A 20,378-nucleotide genomic window follows, 5' to 3' on the forward strand; every position below is an offset into this window, starting at 1 on the left:
CACGAGTGGTAGGACGGCGGGTGCCCCTTGATCAGAGGGGCACCCGCCCTTCGTATGAGGTGTGCATTACGGCTGCAGATCTAGATGATGATCGGCTCGGCCGAGGGGTCGGCCCAGGTGTCGATGAAGTCGAGATGCTCGGAGCGTATCGCCTCGATGTCCCAGGCTGCCTTGACACTGTCGGAGCCGGGATAGCCGGGATAGCCGGGCGGCTCGCGAGCGTGGAAGGCCAAGACGGCGCTGGACTCGACGGGTGACCCACCGCGCACACCCACTCGCCGACGCACGGCGGAGCCGGCACGGTGGCTCACGGGTCATTTTCCGTCCAGGCCGTGGACAGCAGTTTCGGCGCTGAAATAGGGTTCGGCAGCCTCCAGCCGCGGCACCGGCACGCCCAGGCGGCGCGCTTCGGCCAACGTGTCGCGGCAGACCGCGCGCAGCTCCTCCGGGTTGGCGTGCGCTTGCATCACCGTGCGCACCGGCGGGAAGTGGCCGAGCAGCCAGGCGAGCACCGGAGCCGTCAACCAGGCGGGCGCCGTGAACGGCAGCACGGCGCTGCGATGTCGCCGCAGGTCGACGCCGCGGGCCTCGACGAGGGGCAGCAGTTCGCGTATGGCGAGAATCGCCTCGCGGACGTTGCGGGGTTTCCCAGCCAGGTCGGCGAGGGAGCCCAGTTTCAAGCTCTGCGTGTGCAGGCCCGCGTTCTGGATGAAGTGGATCGACAGCCAGCCCCGGAAGTCGGCGTTCTCCTGGATGCTGAACCCGGCCTGGCGGAACGCCGCGCGCACGGCTTGCTCGCGGTCGGTCGGCGGCCGGCCGAGGGTGCCGAAGAAGACCTTGGGCAGCAGGGCCGCCCGCAGCACCCCGTCGTCGCCGAAGCCGCCACCAGCGCCGGGAAAGCCCCAGGTCACCTGGTCGGCGGGCAAAGCGTCGACCGCCTCCAGCGGCTCGACCCACAGGTTGTTGAAGACGAGCACCGTCGCTGTGCCCACGCGCGGTCCCAGGAAGGATGCCGCCTCGGCGAAGCCGTAGTGCTGCACGCTCACCACGATCAGATCGAAGTCGTGGTCCGGCTCCAGCGCTTCGCGGTAACGCACCGTCCACTTCTCGGTGACGCGTCGGCCTCGTAACCGGTGGCGCGCGTCGAGCAGTTCGAGGTCGATCACCTTTCCGTACTTCGCTGCCCGGCCGGGACGGACGTAGAACTCGATTTCGTGCCCGGCCTGCTCCAGCGCCCAACCGTACGCCGCGGCGATGACGCCCCGGCCGAACATCAGAATCTTCATCCCGCACCCTCATGGCCATGATCCCGGCCAGATCGCCTACAATTGGAGACCGTCTCCACTTCAAGATATGGAGACAGTTTCCGTTTGTCAAAGGAGGCGCCGGGTGACCCGTGCCAAACCGCTGCGCGCTGACGCCCGGCGCAACCGCGACGCGCTGCTCGCCAAGGCCCGTGAGCTGTTCGCCGACGGTCACTACGACCTGCGCTTCGACGACTTCGCCCGGCTCGCCGGCGTGGGCACCGGCACGCTCTACCGCCACTTTCCCACCCGCGAGGCGCTGGCCGAGGCGGTCTACCGTGAAGAACTCACCGCGATGTGCGCCCACGCCCGCGAACTGAGGGCCACGCTTCCACCGGCGGAGGCGCTGGCCGCCTTCCTACGCGGCTTCGTGAGCCACCTGCACGCTTACCAGGGTCTGGCTCGCACGCTCGCCACCCTGATGGCCGGGCGCGCAGACCCACTCGCTGAGGGCGGCCGGGAGCTGGGCCAGGCCATAGCGGAACTGCTGGCCGCAGGCGTCAAGGAAGGCACCATCCGCGACGACGTGGGCATCGGCGCCGTCATGATGGCCCTGCAGGGCATCTGTGTGGCCTGTGACCAGCCGGGCGCGCAGGCCGACGCGGACGGCACCGTCACCCTCGTGCTCGACGGCCTGCGCCGCTGCGCGTCGTGAGACGGGACGAGACTGTCGGGCGTTCCGGGTGCCGGCTTGGCCCTGCCGGGCCCGTAGTCGCAGGTGAGGGTGTTGAAGTCTGCAAGGATCGCCCACCCTGGTGTAGGTGAACGTCGCTGTCGGCCTGCTCGCCGCGGTCGGCCTGGCCGTCGCCGTCGGAGTCGCCCATGCCGACGCGGTCTCGGCATGGCACGGGTGGAGGCGGCAGGGCGCGCAACGCCGGCCGGGGCACTGCGCAAGCAGACCGCGAGGCGGTCGGTGGAGTCGTTCCTTGTGGGACCTACGGTCCGGGCCGGGGTGTTCGATCGCGCCAGTGCGGCTGGCTTTAGGCATCGGGCATCGGTGCCCACCGGTCACCGAGGACTTCGTGGAGCATCAGCAGCAGAAGGCTGGTCAGGATCATCGCGAAGATGCCGAGACAGAGGCCGAGGATCCCGCGATCCCGCCGCTCCCGATCGCCGGCTACGGCCGCCGGTGCCACTGGGCGCGACCACGGGCGGTCCCGGGACAACCAGAAAAGCATCCCGAGGCCGTACGGCGCGGTGTAGACCAGCCAGAACCAGAACCATCGTGTGCCGAGGACCGGAGCCGGACCGGCAACAATCACGCCGAGGAAGACGGCAGCGAGTGCCAGGCCGATCCCGGCGACGGCGACCCCCATGGGATGGACCTCGCCGGCTCGGTGCTCCAGGCCGCGAGCCCGCAGATCCTGCGCGATACCTTCGGCACCGGGCCCGGAGTAGCTCGCCGGGTCGACCGCGCCCGTGGTGGTGACCTCGTCGAAGTAATCGGTGTCGGTCCAGTGCACCCGACCATCCGGAGTTCGCCACGCGAACAGCGGACCGAGCGTGCCGGACGCCCGCAGACCGGAGACACCGAACCACGGCCGCGGACTGCCGGTGGCCCAGCTGTCGCCCCACTGGTATGCCGTCACGCGGCCGGCGGCCACGTCCGACCTCGCCTGCTCGTAGGTCTGCTTCCGGGGGGCCGTCCACCAGCTGATGGCTGCCGCGAGCAGCCACAACAGGACCAGAGCGAGCCGCATCACGCGCCACCGCCCCCACGTTCGCCCAGCCGGCGCGACGGGCACAACGCGCACTCCACCATGCATGACCGCATGATGCCAGCACGTGTCCAGGTGCGACCGTCGATGGCCGCCATGGCCCGCCGTCACTTTCGCCGTGACCGGCGTTACGTCGACGGTCCACGGGCAGGTCGCGGCGGTCAGGGCCAGGGTCGTCGGTTCGATTCCCGGCCAGGCCGACGGTGCGAAGACAAGGGCCTTGACCAGCATTACTGCTGCTCAAGGCCCTTGGTCTATCGGGTGGTCGGTGCTGTCAGTGGGAGCCGGTCATGATCGCGCCTCCCGCCGCATCTGCTCACCGCTGGCCGTAACCTCAGGCGATGCTGCAGGTCGCGGTGGCCGACTTCGTGCGGTCGCTCTCCGAGGTCGCGGTCAACTGGATCTGGGCAGCCGACCCGGCGCCCGCGGCACGTTTGGCGTGGACCTGCACCGGCACGCTCTGGCCGAACCTGGCCGTGGCCACGGTCGCCGGCAGGGCGACCGTCCATCCGGCACTCGTCGTCGTCGCCGAGATCCGGTACACGTCCGCGGCGACGTACGAGGTCACGTCCTCGGGGTGGCCGGATGGCACGGTCCCGGCCCGGCCGGTGTTCTGAACCGCCAGCGTGCAGGTGGTCCAGCCATCGGCCGGCGGTGAGGTCCCGGCGGCCGGGGACACGGTCACGCCGCGCTGGTGCTGGCCCGCACCGTCGAGCGAGCGCACGGCGACGGTGTAGGACAGGACGCCGGAGCCGTCGCGCTGGATGTCGAGCACGTACACATGCAGCCGGTTGGCCTGGTCGACGTACTCGTACTCGCTGCCCGAGTCGGTGCCGGCGTGGAACAGCGCGTCGGAGAGCTGCCGGTAGTCGCCGATGGTCATCTTCTGCGGGGTGCCGTCGGGCCGTACGAAGTCCGTCTGGTCGATGTCCTGCGGGTTGGCGTCGACGGTCCAGATGAACGGAGCCGTGTCACTGTTCTTCGTCTTGGCCAGCAGCACGCCGGAGTCGGGGGTGAACGAGTCGAAGCCCATGCGGTCCACGACCTCGATGGTGTAGTTGTTGTAGCCGCCGCCGTCACACCGCGGGTTGGTGCTGGTGCTGCAGGTGGCGCTGCGGTCTCCGCCGTCCAGGGCGACGTTCAGGCCGGTGAGCCCGGCCGTGCCGGGCTGGACGGCCCGGGCGGTGACCCGGGCGACCACGAGCCCGGAGCGCGACAGGGCGTTGCGGGACAGCCGCAGCACGTTCCGCTCGTCGACGATCCCGAGCTTGATCTTGTTGCGGAGCATGTGCTGTGCGCCCATGCTGGCGCCTCCGGTGGCCGGGATGAGCCAGCGGCTGTGCGGGCCGCCTGGACCGTTGAACGTCCCGCGATCGAGCATCTCCCAGGGTCCGCTGTAGGCGCGGCGGGCCGGTGTGGAGTACGGGTTGTTGTAGTTGTCGGCGATGCCGAGGATGTGGCTGAACTCGTGGGCGTAGACCGACATCCCGGAGCTCTCGGCCTGGGTCGAGCTGCCGCTGCTCGCGTTCGGCCAGAGGTTGGCCGAGGCCTGCCAGGAGGTCCACTCGACATACCGGGTGTAGTTCCAGTTGGGCAGCGCCGGGTCCGGCGGGCCCCACGCGTCGGTGACGCTCTCCTTCGTGGGGAACTTCATCTCGCCGAACTCCTGCCAGGTCGACGACTCGTCCTGCCCGGCACTGAGGTAGAAGACGAAGTCGTACTGCGCGACCACGGCACTGCCGACGGCGGCGACCCAGGCGGCGCGGGCGTCGGTGCGCAGATCGCGCTGGCAGGAGTCGCCGCTCGGGCAGCCCGCACCACGCTGGAAACTGTCGATCCCGTACTGGTGGCTCTTGGCGGGCATCTGGTAGACGCCGAACGCCCCGAGCTCGATCCCGTACCGGCCGCCGGAGTCCTCCATCCAGTACTCGTGGATGGTGTGCCCGCGGTTGAGCTGGCTCGGCGTGTTGAGGAAGTCCTTGTAGAACTGCGGCACCTGAGCCCGCGGCAGGTTCTGCACGGCCGTCGGATTGCCGTAGACGGTGGAGTTCGCCGGTCGCGTGACGACGAAGGGCTGGTTCGGATAGTCCACCAGCACCAGCGCGCCACGGAAGGTTCGCACCGAGCCGCGCACGGCCGGGTTGGCCCAGTTCGTGCCGGGGATGGGCCGGTAGTCGTCCCAGGTCATGGTGTCGGGTTGTTCGAAGTTCTGCGGGTCGATCGGTCGTGGCGCTTCTGCTGCGAACGTCCGGAGTTCGGTCTGCGCCCGTTGCCACGGCTGCGTCTGCGGCCAGTGCCGCCGCTGCCAGGGGTTCGACGGCGGGTCCGGCAGTGGGCTCGCCGCGACCGGCGTCACGGCCAGCCCACCCCATGCCAGCGCCAGCACCGCGGCCAATGCCGTGCCTCTTCTCCAAGCGATCATCGCGCGCCTCCTCAGCGGGTAGGAGTCAAACCATGGCTATATTGACATATGTCAGTCACGATTGCACCTGCGCCGGCGCGGGGTGGGTCCTGGGGTGGGGGTCAGCCGAACACCAGTGCGGCGACCTGCTTGGGGAACGTCTCCCGGTGTCCTGACCGGTCGGTGTGGTCGTGCCGGCGCCTCGTGCGGCCGGAGTCGACGGCGCGCGCACCAACCAAATTACTCATTAATTAGTAAGAATTCTTGACAGCGGGTCGGGGTGGGGGCAACCTGTGGGACACACCGCAGTCACGTGATCGACACATACGCGGGCGTCCTATCGCGACCGGTTCGCCGCGCATACCGCGGCGAACCCGCACCGGGCCGCCCGCGCAGGTGTCGATCATCCGTTCCTGGATGGGAGCAAGGATGTCTGTACTCCGGCAGCTGGCCGTCGCCCTGGCCGCGTTAGGCCTGGGCGCGGTAGGCACCGGCCCGACGGCCGCACTGGCCGCCGGGCCGGCCACTACCGGCACCACCACCAACGCCGTCACCGCCGCGGCCGGCACCGCCGAGGACCAGGGCGCGCCGAACTACTTCAGCAGCGGTCTCGCTCCCACCCCCTACATGGGATGGAACACCTACTTCGGGCTCGGCGGCGACCCCACCGAGACGGAGATCAAGTCCGTCGCCGACTTCCTCGTCAGCAGCGGCCTGCGCGACGCCGGCTACACGTACGTGTGGATCGACGGCAACTGGGCCGCACCCACCCCCCGCAACGCGGCCGGCCAGCTCGTGGCCAACCCGACCCAGTTCCCCGGCGGCATGGCGGCGCTGGCGGCCTACATCCACGCCCGCGGCCTGAAGGCGGGCATCTACACCGACGCCGGCCCCTACCTGCCCGGCCAGTGCGGCCTCGGCAGCAACGGCCACTACACCGACGACGTCAACCTCTTCGCGAGCTGGGGCTTCGACGCCCTCAAGGCCGACTGGCTCTGCGGGCGGGCGTCCGGGATCGACCCCGAGACCAGCTTCCGGCAGCTCGCCGACGCGGTCCGCCAGTCGCCGCGGCCGATGCTGCTCAACATATGCAACCCGGTCAGCAGCGACTGGGGCGGCGGCCCGTACACGCCGCAGCAGCTGTCGACGTGGAGCTACACGTACGGACCGACCGTCGCCGACTCATGGCGCACCTACACCGACGCCGCGCTGATCGACCCCACGCCGCAGTGGACGTTCTCCTGGCTCCTGCGCAACATGGACGTCAACGCCTACCACCCGGCCGCCACCGGGCCGGGCCGCTACAACGATCCCGACTACCTGCTGCCGATGCGCCCCCTGCCCGGTGGCGGATACGAGCTGACGCTGGAGGAGTCGAAGACCCAGCTCGGCATGTGGGCGATGATGGCCGCACCGCTGATCATCGGTTCGGACCCGCGCGGCCTGCCCGCGACGATGCTCACCGCGCTGGCCAACCCCGAGATCGTCGCGGTCGACCAGGACCCGCTGGTGCGCCAGGCGGTCAAGGTCGCCGACACCGGCGCCGACACGCAGGTGTGGAGCAGGGTGCTCAGCGGCTCCGGCCGCCGGGCGGTCGCGCTGCTCAACCGCGGCGGCACCGCCCAATCCGTCACCGTCGACTTCGCCAGTGTCGCCCTCGGCCCGACCGTGCAGGTACGCAACCTGTGGGCACGCGCCGACGTCGACGGCAACGCGGCCACCGCCGGCATCCAGCCGTTCACCGGCTCCTACACGGTCACCGTGCCCGCCCACGGCGTGGCGATGCTCCGGCTGACCGGCACGGACACGACCGCGGGCCACGACCTCGGCGGCAGCCCCAGCGCGAGCCCCGCCCTGGTGCGGGTCGACGACACGCACGCCACCGCGTTCGTCCGCGGCGCCGACGGCGCGCTGTGGCAGAACATCCGCAACGGGACGGCATGGAGCACCACCTGGACGAGCCTCGGCGGCCCGCTCCAGGGGCAGATCCTCGGCCAGCCCGCCGCGTACGGCTCCGCGGGCGGTCGCATCGACGTGTTCGTCCGGGGCACCGACGACGCGGTCTGGCAGCGCAGCCAGATCGGCGGCGCCTGGGCCGGCTGGGTCAGCCTGGGCGGCACGGTCACCGACGCCCCGACCGTGGCCTGGACCAGCCCCACCCAGTGGACGCTCGTCGGCCGCGGCACGGACGGCCTCGTCTGGCACCGCGGCCCCACCACCGGCTGGAGCGGCATGGGCGCCCCCGACAACCGGCCGATCTACGGCCGCCCCAGCGCCGTCGTGGACAGCGCGGGCGCCCTGCACGTGGCGGTGCGTTCACGCACCGACACGGTGTGGGAACGCACCCGCACCGGCACCACGTGGTCCGCCTGGACCGACCTCGGCGGCACCGTCAGCGGCAGCCCCACCCTGCTGGCCACCGCGGGCCGCGTCTACCTTTTCGCGCTGGCCTCGGACAACCGGCTCTGGCAGCGCAACCAGGTCAGCGGAGCTTGGGGCGGGTGGTTCCGCCGGGCGGAGTTCGCGACGGACGCGTTCCGGGGTGCGCCCGGCGCTGCCGCCGGTGCCGACGGCAGCGCGTGGCTGGCCGTCCGCGGCGTGGACGGCAGGGTGCACCAGGTCATCCTGTGAACCGGCATCATGCTGTGCCGCGGTCCCATCCTGTAGCCAGTTAGATGTGCAGGCCCCGGGGCTGGGCGGCGTGGTTGGGGAGTGGGCGCCGTCGCGCACCTAACAGCCGCGGACCGCTCGGTCCCGGGCCGCCGCGTCGCCGCCGGTCCCGCGGCCGGCGGTGCGGAATCCGGGTGAGGCGAACCCGCCTTATCCCGCCAGTTCCCGGCGGGAGGTGATGTCGAGCTTGCGAAAGATCTTGCGTAGGTGATAGTCCACCGTGCTCGGGCTGATGAACAGTTGTGCCGCCACCTCACGGTTGGACGCGCCGCGGGAGACCCGGCGCGCGATGTCGCGCTCCTGGCTGGTCAGGCGGCAGCTGTGGGCGAGACGGCTGGTCGCGTCGTGGCAGTAGGCCAGCGTCGTGCGCAGCTCGCGGCGGGACGCGACGCCCAGCCTGTCGAAAACGCCGCGTAGGTGGTGTTTGACGGTATGGGCGCTGATGGCCAGACGCGTCGCGACCTCGACGTTGGTGGATCCGGCCGCCACCAGCAGGGCGATCTGTTCTTGTCGTGGCGTCAGCACCGCGCGGGCAGGGACTCGGGCGGGCTCGGCTGCGGCGCGGTGCATGGTGCTCCTCGGGTGAGGCTCGGGGTCTCGACGACCATCCGACCGCACCGCAATGCACGACCAGTGCACCTTGAGTGCATGGCCTACCCGCTCACGACGCACCGCCCATCAGGCTCAGCCGGGCCCGCACATAGGCCACCATGTCGCGGTATCCCTCGGCCACCTCGATGCCGGCGAACTCGATGAGTTCCCGGAAGCCGTTGTCGGCGATCAGGTTCTCGAACTGCAGGCACCCCCGTTCCGCGCGGACCCGGTCGCCTAGATCGAACGCGGCCCGGGCGAGGATCGCCGCGACGGCACACCGGGGGCCGTTCGACTCGCAGACGCCCTCCGTCAGTCCCCAGTCGGCCACCTCGACCGCTCGCTCGTACCGGCCGAGCTTCCAGGAAGCCTCCGCGACGAGCTGCGCGTAGTAGATCTTCAGGTGATCGAGGTGCTCGGCCACCACGATGGCCAGCCCTTCGTCTCCGGCCCGTGTGCCGGCCTCGACTCGATCGGAGCCCAGGCGCGCGCGCGTGAGTGTCAGCAGCGAAACGGCGAGCAGCTCCTGACGCCCCGTCTGCCGGGCGAGACTCACGGAGCGTTCACCGTAGGTGTTGGCGGCCTCGTAGTCTCCGCGTGGCAAGGAGAGCATGGCGAGGTTGCGCAGGACGTCGGCTTGGCCGGCGAGTTCTCCGGCGCCTTCGAAGATCGACAGGGCTCGGTGCAGATATTCGTCGGCCTGCGGCAGCGGGGCGAAGACCTCGCCGGCGGTGCGCAGGAGTTCGGCCTCCATCAGCGGCTCACCGAGCACGCCGACCGTGTCGAGGACCGCGAGTATGGTCTGCGCCCGGCCGGCCGGTATGGAGTCGCTGCCGGGCGCGGAGGCGGCGAGGATCATGGCCGCCGCGTCGCGTCGCAGGCCATGTGCGAGGGCCAGCTCGATCGTCGCCCACAGGGCGGCCCGCTCCCGGGCGTACCACGAGGCTGCCTGTGGCACGCTGTCGAACGATTCCGGCGTCACATCCTCCGGCGGTTCACCGACGACGCCGACCGGCGGCCGGCGGTGCCTGGCGTACGCGCTGCGGGCAGAGTGCAGGTAATGCTGGATGAGCCGCTGCTCACACTCCGGCCGTTCCTTTGCCTCGTCGAGAAGCTCACCCGCGTAGGCCCGCAACAGATCATGCAGAACGTACCGCCCGGGCTGCGACTCGGTGAGCAGATTCGAGGTCACCAGCTCAGCGAGTAGTTCGCGTGACCTGCGACGACCGGTTCCGGCGATGCTGGCCCCCGCCTCCAGCGAGATCATCGGACCCGGGTGGGCGGCCAGGGCGCGAAACATGTGTGCCGGTGATGGTTGGAGGGCACGGTACGACCACGAGAACACCGACCGGACATCGTCGGACGCATCGACGCTGGACAACGCGTCGAGTCTGGCGGACGGCGCCGAGACCTCGCTGACGACCGCACTCAACGGCAGCGCGGGATTGAGCGCCACGCGGGCCGCGACGATCGCGAGTGCGAGCGGCAGCCCGGCACAGACCGTGATCACCTCGTCCAGCGCGTCCGGGTCCGCCGTGGCGCGACGGGCACCCAGCCGGTTGATCAGAAGTTGCCGGGACTCGGCCCGGGTCAGCCGATCGACCTGCAGGTAACGGGCCCCTTCGCGGGTGACCAGGCTCATCATCCGGTTGCGACTCGTGACGATGACCAGACAGCCCTGGGCGGCGGGCAGCAGCGGGCGGACCTGATCGGAGTCGCGCGCGTTGTCCAGCAGGATCAGGACGCGACGACCGGAGAGGCGACTGCGGTAACGGGCCGCCTGCGCCTCGACGCTCTCCAGCGGTGAGGAGACCGCCGGCTCGCCCAGTGACGCGAGCAGTGTGGCCAGCGCGTCCCCGGGTGACATGATGCGCCCGTCCGGATCCAGGCCTCTCAGGTTCAGGTACAACTGGCCGTCGGGAAACCTGTCGGCGATCTGGTGGGCCCAGTGCACGGCGAGGGCGGTCTTTCCGATGCCGCCCATGCCGCCGAGCGCAGTGATCACGATCGTCGCGTTGCCGAACGCGTCGGACAGTTGGTCGTCGAGTGCGACGGCCAGGTCGCTGCGCCGGACGAAGCCCGCGACCGGCGGCGGCAGCTGCGCGGGGCGGGGGTCCTCGGGCGGGCGCGGCTCGTCCTGCTGGGTCCAGCCGCCGGCGAGCAGCTCCCGGTACGACTCCCGCAGTTCCGGTCCCGGGTCCACGCCCAGTTCCTCGACGAGGCGTTGACGGGTCTGCTCGAAGACCCGCACCCCCTCCGCCCGGTGACCGGTCGCCACGTACGCGCGGATCAGGCACGCCTGCAGCGCCTCGTCCAACGGCGCCGCGGCGGCCACGCTCAGCAGCGGGGTCAACGCGGCGGCGGCCATGCCGTGGGCGATCGCGGCTTCGCCGGCCGCGAGCGCCACCGCGACGCGCTCCCGTTCGACGGCGACGAGATCCGGCGAACTCAGCGCACTGGCCGGAAGATCGGTGAACGCGGGGCTGCGGCCGAGTTCCAGAGCCGTCAGGTACGCCCGTACGCCGGCCACGACATCCCCGCCGGCGAGTGCCGCGCGGGCCCTGCGGACCAACTCGCGGTACATGGCCAGATCGGAGTCCTCGGTCCCGAGGACCAGCCGGTAGCCCGTACCGGCCGGTAGGAGGTACCGACCGGTTTCGCGGATGTCCAGGTCCGGTTCGAATATCCGCCGGAGGTGCCCGATGTGCCGGTGGACCTGGTTGGCGGCGCTGGCCGGCGGTTCTCCGTCCCACACGCCGTCGATGATGGCGTCGAGGCTGACCGCGTCACCCCCGGCGGCGAGGAGCTTGGCCAGGATGATCCGCTGTCGCACCGGGCCGAGATCGACCGCCGTGCCGTCCCGCCGGCCGCCAAGACCGCCGAAGACCTTGAACTCGCAGTGGGACCACGGCCCGTCCGGGGGCCTGCGGTCGGGCGTCTGCACGAATGAAATCCTAGTGTGAGAGGGGGACCGACTTCGCTTTTCCGCCCAAACTGCGGCGGCCCGCCCCGGGCCTCGCATCCCCATGTCGCGTTGTCCGTCGAGCTGGTCGACGAACACCAGGACTACGTGATTCGGGTGATTCGCGAGACTGCGCCACATCCGTACCTTCGGCAGGGTTGCCAGCCTGGAACGCAAGCCCAAGGAGCGCGCGCATGCCCCATCTCACCGTTGGTACAGAAGGCACCGACAGGATCGAAATCTACTACGAGGACCACGGCACCGGGACGCCGGTGGTGCTCAGCCACGGCTACCCGCTCAGCGGGCGGGCCTGGCAGAGGCAGGTCCCCGCACTGCTCGCCGCAGGTTACCGCGTCATCACGTACGACCGGCGGGGCTGGGGCGATTCAAGCCGGCCCACGACCGGATACGACTACGACACGTTCGCCGGCGATCTGAACCTGTTGCTCACCGAACTGGACGTACGCGACGCCATCCTCGTCGGTCACTCGATGGGGAGCGGCGACGTCACGCGGTACCTGGGTCGCTACGGCCCAGGCCGGGTCGCGAAGGCCGTACTGCTGTCGCCCATCCCGCCGTTCCTGCTGCGCACCGATGACAACCCCGAGGGCGCGCCGCAGTCGTTGTTCGACGGGTTCCTCCAGGCCGCCCGGGCCGACCGGGAGGTGTGGCTCCAGCAGTTCCTGGAGAAGTTCTACAACCTCGACGTCTACGGCGGGACGCTGGTCAGCGACGAGGCCTTCCAGGCCAGTCTGAAGGTGGCCGTCGCCGGATCCCCCGTCGCCGCGGTGGCCTGCATCCCCACCTGGCTCACCGACTTCCGGGCCGACCTGTCCAAGATCGACGTCCCGGTGCTCGTGATCCAGGGCGACCAGGACCGAATCCTTCCCCTGGCGGTGACCGGGCAGCGCCTGCCCGCCTTCCTCGGGGACACGAGGTTGCTCGTCATCGAGGGCGGGCCGCACGCCGTCGCCTGGACCCACGCCGATCAGGTCAACGCCGCCCTGCTCGACTTCTTCCAGCAGTGAGAGGAAACACCATGAAACTGTCCTTCCGCCGCGGCCTCATCTACGTAGGCGTGGCCATCGGCGCCCTCACCCTGAGCGGTGTCGGCATCGGCACCGCGCAGGCCTCGACGAGCCACGTCGTGGATGCCCACCATTCGCGTCCCGCGCCGGCCAAACCGACCGTCGTGCTCGTGCACGGAGCGTGGGCCGACGCGTCCAGCTGGTCGGGCGAGGTGAGCCGGCTGCAGCACGACGGTTACCCGGTGGTCGTCGCGCCGAACCCGCTGCGCGGTCTGTCCAGCGACGCCGACTACCTGCGCTCGTTCCTCGGCGGGATCACCGGCCCGGTCGTCCTTGTCGGACATTCCTACGGCGGCGCGGTCATCACCAACGCGGCCACCGGCAATGCCAACGTCAAGGCGCTGGTCTATGTGGACGCCTACATCCCCGACGCCAACCAGAGCGTGGCCGAGCTCACCAGCGCCGATTCCGTGCTCGCGCCCGCCGGGACCAACCCCGCGTCGGTGTTCAAACTCCTCCCGTACCCGGGTGCCCCGGCCGGGGTCTACGACACCTACCTGCTGCCGGACGTGTTCGCAGCGGCGCTGGGTGGCGGCCTGTCGAAGTCGCAGATCGCGGTGCTCGCCGCATCGCAGAGCCCGACCTCGCTGGTCGCGCTGGGCGAGCACTCCGGCGCACCGGCGTGGGCGTCGATCCCGTCCTGGGCCCTCATCGGCACCCAGGACAAGCTCATCACCCCGGCGACGCAGCTGTCGATGGCCACGCACGCGAAAGCACACGTGGTGAAGGTCGACGCCGGCCACCTGTCCCTCGTCACGGCGCCGGACGCGGTCACCAAACTGATCGAGACCGCCGCCCGCGCGACGGCCTGATCGGTGACGGCGACAGGGGCGCCCTCAGGATGAGGGCGCCCCTCAGCCTTGCGGGCTACCCGACGTTCAGGTTGCCGTTGTCGAGCTCGACCTGGCCCGACTCGTACAGCAGCGAGCCGCCCGCGGTAGCCGTGATGCGCACCGAGAAGGCGTCACCGTCCCGGCCGGGGTTGCCCGCGTCGGCGGCGGTGCCGCGCAGCACGGCGGCCACGCCGCCGAACTGCCCGGTGACCTCGAACACGGCCCGGTCGCCGACGACGACCAGCCACCGCACCGTGCCGGCCGTGAACGTGCGCGGACCCTCGTCGAAGCGCAGCGAGCCCCGCGGCGAGTTGCCCTGGTAGCTCAGTGACGAGGTGAGCCGTACGCGGTCGCCGTTCTGGTCGTCGCCGCGGCCGGTGCCCTGCACGCTGCCGTCGGGGTCGAACAGCACGAGTTCGGCGTCGGCGGCCGGGCCGGTGAAGTAGTCGCCGCGGACCTCGATGTGGGCGCGCCACAGGTCGGCCGGGGCGCCGAGGGTCACGGCGGCGCGGCCGGTCGCGTCGAACGTCGTGTCGTACGTCCTGGTCGTGCCCGTCAGCGTCGGGGTCAGGGTGACCCGCGCGGCGAGCCTGGTGAGATCGCCGGGCCGGCCGTCGGCCTCCTGCGTCGCCTGGAGGGTCAGCTGCCCGGTCCCGGCGGGCTGGATGAGGCTGCCGGCCACCGCGACGGTGACGCTCTCGGGTTCGACGGTCAGTGTCGCGCCGGTCGAGGCCGCCTCGTGCGGGCCGCTCTCGGGCGCGCGCACCTGCACCGGGTAGGAGCCCGGCGCCCGGTCGGCGGGCCAGCTGACGGTGGCGACACCGTCGGCGCCGCTGGTGGCAGTCAGCTCCTGCCCGGCGACGGTGAAGGTGACCTGCTTGCCCACCACCGGGTCGTTGGTGATGCCGTCGCGCACGACGGCCGACAGGGCCGCCGCGTCCGAGTAGTCCACGGCCGTGGCTCCGGTGTAGTGCAGCGTCAGCGGCCGCCGTACGACGTCGGCCAGGAACTGGTAGTCGGTGCGGACGTCGCTGTCGGTGGTGCTGCGGCCCCGGGCGAACAGGCTGTGCGGCCCGACGCGCTCGTCGGTGGGCACGGTGACCCGGATGGTGACGGTCGTCTGCTGCTGGGCGGCCAGGGTCAGCCGCTGCGTGGTCGCCGTCCAGGTGGAGGACACCAGCTCGGTGAAGTCGAACGTGTCGGTCGTCTCGCCGGTGTTGCGGACGGTGTAGGTCAGGTCGGTGGTGCTGCCCAGCACGAGCCTCGGGCGCGGGGCGTTGCCCTGCGCGTCGGCGGGGTCGACGAGGATGCCGGGGCCGCGTACGTCGAAGTAGACCTGGTTGTAGTAGACGTTGTTGGCGGTGTCGGCGAAGAACGGGCGGCCGATGGCCCGCACCGCGACCTTGGCCGGGGTGCCGTCGGCCCACGGCCGGTCCATCGTCCGCTGCGGGGTGCGGTTGTCGGTCGGATCCCACGCGTCGGTGTCGTTGCCGCCGTCGCAGGTGACGGGGTTCTCGGGCACGTCCTCGTCGGTGCGGCCGTCCCCGTCGTTGTCCATGCTGTCCGCCGGGTCCTCGTCGTTGCGGCCGTCGACGTCCTCGTCGATGCAGCCCGGTGAGCGGGTGCCGTCGGGGCGCATCAGCTCGACGCCGCGGACGGTTTCCTGCGGGCTGCGTACGTTGCGCTCGTCGACGCGGAAGATGACCACGCCGCTGTCGGGCACGTCCTCGTCGTAGGTGCCCGGCCGGGGGTTGCGGGTCTCGACGAGGAAGTAGTCGTCGGTGCCGCGTTCGTAGTCGTAGATCAGGTAGGTGGTGGCGATGGACAGGTCGGAGGGGGTGTGATATCCGTCCCTGGTGATGACGGCGGGCTTCTGGCCGCCCAGGTGCAGCTTCGTGAACAGGTTCGGCTCGAACCACAGGTCCGGCCCGTCACACGTCGGCCCCGCGATGTCCCAGCTGCCCACGCCGTAGCCGTAGTGGTCGTACAGGTCGTAGAGCTGGTGCATGAGCTCGTGCGCGATCGTGATCTCGTTGGTGCCGGTGGCGCTGTCGGCGGTGCGGAACGCGATGGTCTTGCCGTCGAGCTTGGCACCGGCGGCGACCCCCAGGGTCTGCCCGCAGTTCTCGTTGGCCGGCCCCGAGGTGAAGATCGTGGCCACGGCGAGTTCGGTGTCCTCGACCGACCCGTCCTTGTCGGTGTCGTAACGGGCGAAGTCGACGAACGGGTCGGCGAGGTCCATCATGCGGCGGCGGCGCTGGGTGGCGTCCTGCGCGATGCCGGGGCCGGACGCACCGAGGTCGACGACGACGACGCCGTTGTCCGCGGTGCCGAACGACTCGACGGCGGGGACGAGGATGCCCAGGTCGTGCGAGATGAAGTAGTCGGCGACCGTGCCGAACTGGAAGATCGGGAAGTAGCGGTCGCGGATGTCGTTCTCGGTGACGTTCGTGGTCAGGTCGTTGAACGTCGCGTAGACCACCAGCAGCGGGATGAGCGTGTCGCCGCGGTCGTGGAACAGCGGCGAGTGCGGGCTGTCCGGGTGGCTGAAGTTCGGCAGGGGGAACGGGTACGGATCGGGGGCGGCCTGGGCCGGGCTCGCCGGGACGAGCCCGGTGAGCATGACGGCGGCGGCGGACACGGCGGCCAGCACGCGGCCGCGTAGGCCGCTGCGGCGCGGCTTGGGGCCCCTGGACGGGGCCGGGTTGTCGGTCAAGACGAATCCTCCAGCACAACGGGTGACGGCGTGTGGTGGGGTGGGTTCACCAAGCTCGCGTCACCTGGGCAGCACGAACGTGCAGGTTCAGGGCGCGGGATGGGGATCTGTCGAGGTCACACCTGGCAGCAGGATATCGATTCCGCTGCCGTTGCGTCACAGATTGTCGAGGTCACGACGGACAATGTGGACACGTGAAACCGGGTCGCCTTTCGGGCCGCGTCGGGTCGGGCAAGACCGAGCTCAGTGACAAGCGTGGATGGATCGTGTTACGGTTCGCCTCTACGTGACGGGATGCGACATGTATACGGTGGGCGTCTGCATTGACGAGGCGTACTTCGTGCCGGCCCTGACCACGTTGACGTCGCTGGCCGACAGCCACCCCGCCGGTGACCTCAAGTCCGTGGGTGTGCGCGTGTTGACGGCCGACTTGAGCCGGGGCCGGGCCGAGACGATGGCCACGGTGGTGGCGCGGCTGGGGTTCGGGTCGTTCGACATCGCCTGGCATCCCACCGACCGGTGGCAGGTGGTGAGCTGCGACCACATCTCGGCCACCACCTACCTGCGCTTCGCATTCACCGCTGACTTCGTCGGCGACGACCATCTGATCTATCTCGACGCCGACCTGTTGGTGCTTGGCGACGTGGCGGCGCCGTTGGGCAGCCTGAGGCCGACCCGGGTGGCCCTGGTCCAGGACGAACTCGTGGCAACGGTGGGGCGGGGCGGGGCACTGCCCGGGGTGGTGGACCGGTGGCCCGAGTTTCGGGGGCTGCCCTACTTCAACGCCGGAGTGATGTGGTGCCCGACCGGCTTGCTGAGTCGCCTGAATCGGTCGGTCACCCGGATCATGGCCGCCGCCGGGCAGCACATTCACTTCAACGACCAGGACGCGTTGAACCTGTGGGCCCTGCACGAGGGGGCCGTCGTGCCCGCCCCGCCGGCGTACAACCGCTTCGAGCTGGACCGGTTCGAGGACGGTGCCCAGAGCCGGGCCCGCGCGGGCACCCCGGTGGTGCTGCACTTCGTCGGCCCGGACAAGCCGTGGCAGCCGACCTGCCCGGGCACCGACGGGGTGCGCCTCTACCGGAGTTACCTGCGTCAGGCGGCGAGCCTGGTCAGTCGGGCCAAGGACCCGACAGCGGGGATGCCGTGGCAGTGACCGTGTGCGTGCCCACCCACCGGGGACGTCTCCGCCACGTCAGTGAACTGCTGGCCTCGCTGCTGATCGCCGCCCGCGCCGTCGACGTCCCGGTGGAGATCATCGTGGTGGACGACTCGCCCGAGCCGGAGTTCCAGGAGCTGCGGCGGCGGTGCAGCCAGCTGGGCGTGCGTCACCTGCGCGGCCCGCGGGCGGTGGGCGCCAAGCGCAACCTCGCCGTCCAGGCCGCCAGCCACGACCTACTACTGTTCGTCGACTCAGACTGTATGGCCACGCCCGAGCTGATCGCCGGCCATCTCGACGCGCTGGCCGGTGCGCCGGCCGACGTGGCCGGGGTCGCCGGGGCCACCATCTGGTCAGGTGAACGGACGCCGCTGTGGCAGGTCCTGGATTTCAGCCGGCTCTACCAGAACGCGGCGGACGTGGCCACCCGCTACACCCAGGTCGGCTGGGCGACGACCAGCAATCTGTGTGTACGCCGGGACGTGTTCACCCGGTTGGGCGGATTCGACGAGGGGGTGTTCACGGTGGTGGGCGGCGAGGACGTCGACCTCGGCGTGCGCGCCTGCGATCATGGATACCGCTGGCTGACCTGCGCCCGGGCCGCCGTACTGCACCAGCGGGACGCGGTGGGCCGGTGGAGCCAGGTGCTGGCCAAGCAGTTCACCTACGGCCGGGCCGATGTGTTCCTGTCCTCGCGGCACCGCCATCGCCGGACCTGGCGGGCCAACCCGGTCGCGATCAGCCTGATGAGCATGGTGTTCGCGGTGGTGGGTGTCCGCGTCGGCCTCCCGCCGTGGGCCCTGCTCGCCGGGGCGGTGCCGGTGCTGGTCGCGTTGCTGCGCACCGGCCCCCAGCCGGTACGCCGGTGGGGTGGCGCACTGGTCGATCTGGCCTTCGACGCGGGCATCACCTGGGAGGCGCTGCGCCAGGGGCGGCCGGCGTCGGCCGTGTGCACCTTCGTCTACACCGACGACCGCGAGTTCCGGCCGCGCCGGGCAGCATCGCGGGTCTGAGCCCGTGTTCGCCGTCGGATTGTGCATCGATACGGCGTACCTCCTACCTTCGTTGGTGACCCTGATCTCGCTGGCCGACGCGACCCCCGACCGGGCGTCGACGGCCATCAGGGTGCTCACCCCCGGCCTGTCCCGCGCCGACGCGGCCATGATGGCGGCGACCGTGCGCTTCCTCGGCTTCCGGTCATTCGACCTGCGGTGGGTCAGGCCGGGCTGGCGGGTCGTCGACGACTCGTACATCTCGACGGCCACCTACCTCCGGTTCCACTTCGACGCCGGCTTCGTCGACCGCCCCCACCTGGTGTATCTGGACAGCGACGTGCTGGTGCTGGGCGACCTCACCAGCCCCCTCGGCCCGCTTGCCCCTGGCCGCATCGGGTTGGTGCGCGACCTGTTCAACCACACCGTGGGTAGCGGGCCGGCGCTGCCCGGGGTGGCCGACCGCTGGCCCGCGTTCCGGGGCCGCCCGTACTTCAACGCCGGCGCGATGTGGTGCCACCCCGGGGTGCTGGGCCGGCTGCACACCGACGTGGCCCGGATCATGCGCGACGACGGGCGCCACATCCACTACAACGATCAGGACGCGCTCAACCTCTGGGGCCTGCGCCACGACTCGGTCCAGCCGCTGGCGCCGGAGTTCAACACCTTCGAGGTCGACCGGTTCGCCGAACTCGGCGACTGGATCCACCCGGTCCTCGCCGCGACCACGGTGCCGTCGTCGCCGGTGGTGCTGCACTTCGTCGGCGCCGAGAAGCCGTGGCTGGCCACCTGCCCGTCCACGCCGGCCGTCGACTTCTACCGCCGCTACCTGCGCCACGCCCGCCGGCTGGCCCGCTGCTGATCCCGTCGAGGACGGCGCGTCGGATGCAGCCGAAGGTCCGCCAACGGCGCTCGCGAAAACTGTTATGAGGCGCGGTGTCACGGAGTCGCGAAAATTCCGCGCATGCCGCGCCGGGTGACTGTCGTATCGGCGAACACCGCAACCGTCGTTTGAGTCCGGTTTACCTGCATCAATCAGCCGCTCCGGCACAAGATTTATTTCCGGAAGTTTTCTGAAAGTCATTGCCTGAAACAAGGTCTGGGTGGCAGCATCCGCATTGTTAAATCTCTCGATCAGACGTCCGGTCGTTTCGCCAAGACGGCTCGGGCGCTCTCCAGAAAGAGGAGGCCAAGGTGGCCACAAGTCCTTCCGTCCATCGTGGCGGAACCCGGTGGACGAGATCGCCCATCGTCAGAGTGCTGCTCGCAGGCGGCGTCACCGTCGCCGCAGTGGCCGCGGCCACGGTGATGATGCCGTCGGCGCAAGCGGCGGAGAGCACGCTGGGTGCGGCAGCCGCGCAGTCGGGCCGGTACTTCGGCACGGCGCTCGCGCGCGGCCGGCTCGGCGACTCGACGTACACCACGATTTCGGCCCGTGAGTTCAACATGATCACGGCCGAGAACGAGATGAAGCCCGACGCGACTCAGCCGAACCGGGGTCAGTTCAACTTCAGTGCGGGTGACCAGATCTACGACTGGGCGACCCAGCGCGGTCTCAAGGTCCGCGGGCACACCCTGGCGTGGCACGCCCAGCAGCCGGGCTGGATGCAGAGCCTGTCCGGCAGCAACCTGCGCCAGGCGATGATCGACCACATCAACGGCGTCATGGGCCACTACAAGGGCAAGCTCGCCGCCTGGGACGTGGTCAACGAGGCCTTCAACGAGGACGGCAGCCGCCGCTCGTCGAACCTGCAGGGCACCGGCAACGACTGGATCGAGGTCGCTTTCCGCACCGCCCGCGCGGCCGACCCCGGGGTCAAGCTCTGCTACAACGACTACAACATCGAGAACTGGAGCTACGGCAAGACCCAGGGTGTGTACCGCATGATCCAGGACTTCAAGTCCCGCGGCGTGCCCATCGACTGCGTCGGCCTGCAGACC

Annotated in this window: 15 protein-coding genes; 8 read left to right on the forward strand and 7 right to left on the reverse strand. The window is 70.4% G+C overall.

Annotated features, from left to right (window positions below; translation table 11 throughout):
* Positions 1–80 precede the first annotated feature (80 nt).
* On the reverse strand, positions 81–269 hold the full coding sequence (locus tag HAV39_RS31895) for a hypothetical protein (protein ID WP_191842889.1): 189 nt from the start codon (positions 267–269) through the stop codon (positions 81–83).
* A gap of 45 nt (positions 270–314) precedes the next feature.
* Positions 315–1,286, reverse strand: a complete 972-nt coding sequence (locus HAV39_RS31900) for a ketopantoate reductase family protein (protein ID WP_191842890.1) — start codon at positions 1,284–1,286, stop codon at positions 315–317.
* A 103-nt stretch (positions 1,287–1,389) separates the two neighbouring features.
* Here HAV39_RS31900 and HAV39_RS31905 point away from each other — a divergent pair, with 103 nt between their 5' ends.
* A complete protein-coding gene (locus tag HAV39_RS31905; protein WP_191842891.1) occupies positions 1,390–1,959 on the forward strand; it encodes a TetR/AcrR family transcriptional regulator in 570 nt (189 codons plus the stop codon).
* Between the two features lie 325 nt (positions 1,960–2,284).
* Here the strand turns inward: HAV39_RS31905 and HAV39_RS31910 are convergent, their stop codons facing one another.
* Together HAV39_RS31910 and HAV39_RS31915 are read right to left on the reverse strand one after the other, a co-directional pair.
* Positions 2,285–3,253, reverse strand: coding sequence for a hypothetical protein (locus tag HAV39_RS31910; RefSeq protein ID WP_239120631.1), 969 nt, complete (start codon positions 3,251–3,253; stop codon positions 2,285–2,287).
* 103 nt (positions 3,254–3,356) lie between these two features.
* Entirely contained in the window at positions 3,357–5,444 is a 2,088-nt protein-coding gene (locus HAV39_RS31915) for a M6 family metalloprotease domain-containing protein (RefSeq protein ID WP_191842892.1), read from the reverse strand.
* 408 nt (positions 5,445–5,852) lie between these two features.
* Between HAV39_RS31915 and HAV39_RS31920 the strand changes: the two genes are divergently transcribed.
* Positions 5,853–8,054, forward strand: a complete 2,202-nt coding sequence (locus HAV39_RS31920; RefSeq protein WP_191842893.1) for a DUF8189 domain-containing protein — start codon at positions 5,853–5,855, stop codon at positions 8,052–8,054.
* A 189-nt stretch (positions 8,055–8,243) separates the two neighbouring features.
* Here HAV39_RS31920 and HAV39_RS31925 read toward each other — a convergent pair whose 3' ends face one another.
* Positions 8,244–8,663 carry a response regulator transcription factor gene (locus HAV39_RS31925; protein WP_239120630.1) on the reverse strand — a complete coding sequence of 140 codons (420 nt, stop codon included), beginning with the start codon at positions 8,661–8,663 and terminating at the stop codon, positions 8,244–8,246.
* Between the two features lie 91 nt (positions 8,664–8,754).
* Positions 8,755–11,628, reverse strand: a complete 2,874-nt coding sequence (locus HAV39_RS31930; RefSeq protein WP_191842894.1) for an AfsR/SARP family transcriptional regulator — start codon at positions 11,626–11,628, stop codon at positions 8,755–8,757.
* Positions 11,629–11,840: 212 nt separating this feature from the next.
* Here HAV39_RS31930 and HAV39_RS31935 point away from each other — a divergent pair, with 212 nt between their 5' ends.
* Both HAV39_RS31935 and HAV39_RS31940 read left to right on the forward strand, forming a co-directional pair.
* Positions 11,841–12,674, forward strand: coding sequence for an alpha/beta fold hydrolase (locus tag HAV39_RS31935; protein ID WP_191842895.1), 834 nt, complete (start codon positions 11,841–11,843; stop codon positions 12,672–12,674).
* Between the two features lie 11 nt (positions 12,675–12,685).
* Positions 12,686–13,546 carry an alpha/beta fold hydrolase gene (locus HAV39_RS31940; RefSeq protein WP_191842896.1) on the forward strand — a complete coding sequence of 287 codons (861 nt, stop codon included), beginning with the start codon at positions 12,686–12,688 and terminating at the stop codon, positions 13,544–13,546.
* 55 nt (positions 13,547–13,601) lie between these two features.
* Here HAV39_RS31940 and HAV39_RS31945 read toward each other — a convergent pair whose 3' ends face one another.
* A complete protein-coding gene (locus tag HAV39_RS31945; RefSeq protein WP_191842897.1) occupies positions 13,602–16,283 on the reverse strand; it encodes a COG1470 family protein in 2,682 nt (893 codons plus the stop codon).
* Positions 16,284–16,584: 301 nt separating this feature from the next.
* Between HAV39_RS31945 and HAV39_RS31950 the strand changes: the two genes are divergently transcribed.
* The 4 genes from HAV39_RS31950 to HAV39_RS31965 form a co-directional block, all read left to right on the forward strand.
* On the forward strand, positions 16,585–17,442 hold the full coding sequence (locus HAV39_RS31950; protein ID WP_191842898.1) for a glycosyltransferase family 8 protein: 858 nt from the start codon (positions 16,585–16,587) through the stop codon (positions 17,440–17,442).
* Entirely contained in the window at positions 17,433–18,458 is a 1,026-nt protein-coding gene (locus tag HAV39_RS31955; protein WP_191842899.1) for a glycosyltransferase family 2 protein, read from the forward strand. The genes HAV39_RS31950 and HAV39_RS31955 overlap by 10 nt, the downstream gene beginning before the upstream one ends.
* 55 nt (positions 18,459–18,513) lie before the next feature.
* A complete protein-coding gene (locus tag HAV39_RS31960) occupies positions 18,514–19,299 on the forward strand; it encodes a glycosyltransferase family 8 protein (RefSeq protein ID WP_191842900.1) in 786 nt (261 codons plus the stop codon).
* 446 nt (positions 19,300–19,745) lie between these two features.
* The coding region (locus HAV39_RS31965; RefSeq protein WP_244958907.1) for an endo-1,4-beta-xylanase at positions 19,746–20,378 on the forward strand (633 nt) is incomplete at its 3' end.

It is taken from the genome of Catellatospora chokoriensis (genome assembly GCF_011297315.1).
In the GTDB taxonomy this organism is placed as follows: domain Bacteria; phylum Actinomycetota; class Actinomycetes; order Mycobacteriales; family Micromonosporaceae; genus Catellatospora; species Catellatospora citrea.

Coding starts and splice junctions, on each gene's coding strand:
- HAV39_RS31900 (WP_191842890.1), bottom strand. CDS start 1,286: ATGAAGATTCTGATGTTCGGCCGGGGCGTCATCGCCGCGGCGTACGGT.
- HAV39_RS31910 (WP_239120631.1), bottom strand. CDS start 3,253: ATGCTGGTCAAGGCCCTTGTCTTCGCACCGTCGGCCTGGCCGGGAATC.
- HAV39_RS31915 (WP_191842892.1), bottom strand. CDS start 5,444: ATGATCGCTTGGAGAAGAGGCACGGCATTGGCCGCGGTGCTGGCGCTG.
- HAV39_RS31920 (WP_191842893.1), top strand. CDS start 5,853: ATGTCTGTACTCCGGCAGCTGGCCGTCGCCCTGGCCGCGTTAGGCCTG.
- HAV39_RS31925 (WP_239120630.1), bottom strand. CDS start 8,663: ATGCACCGCGCCGCAGCCGAGCCCGCCCGAGTCCCTGCCCGCGCGGTG.
- HAV39_RS31935 (WP_191842895.1), top strand. CDS start 11,841: ATGCCCCATCTCACCGTTGGTACAGAAGGCACCGACAGGATCGAAATC.
- HAV39_RS31940 (WP_191842896.1), top strand. CDS start 12,686: ATGAAACTGTCCTTCCGCCGCGGCCTCATCTACGTAGGCGTGGCCATC.
- HAV39_RS31950 (WP_191842898.1), top strand. CDS start 16,585: ATGTATACGGTGGGCGTCTGCATTGACGAGGCGTACTTCGTGCCGGCC.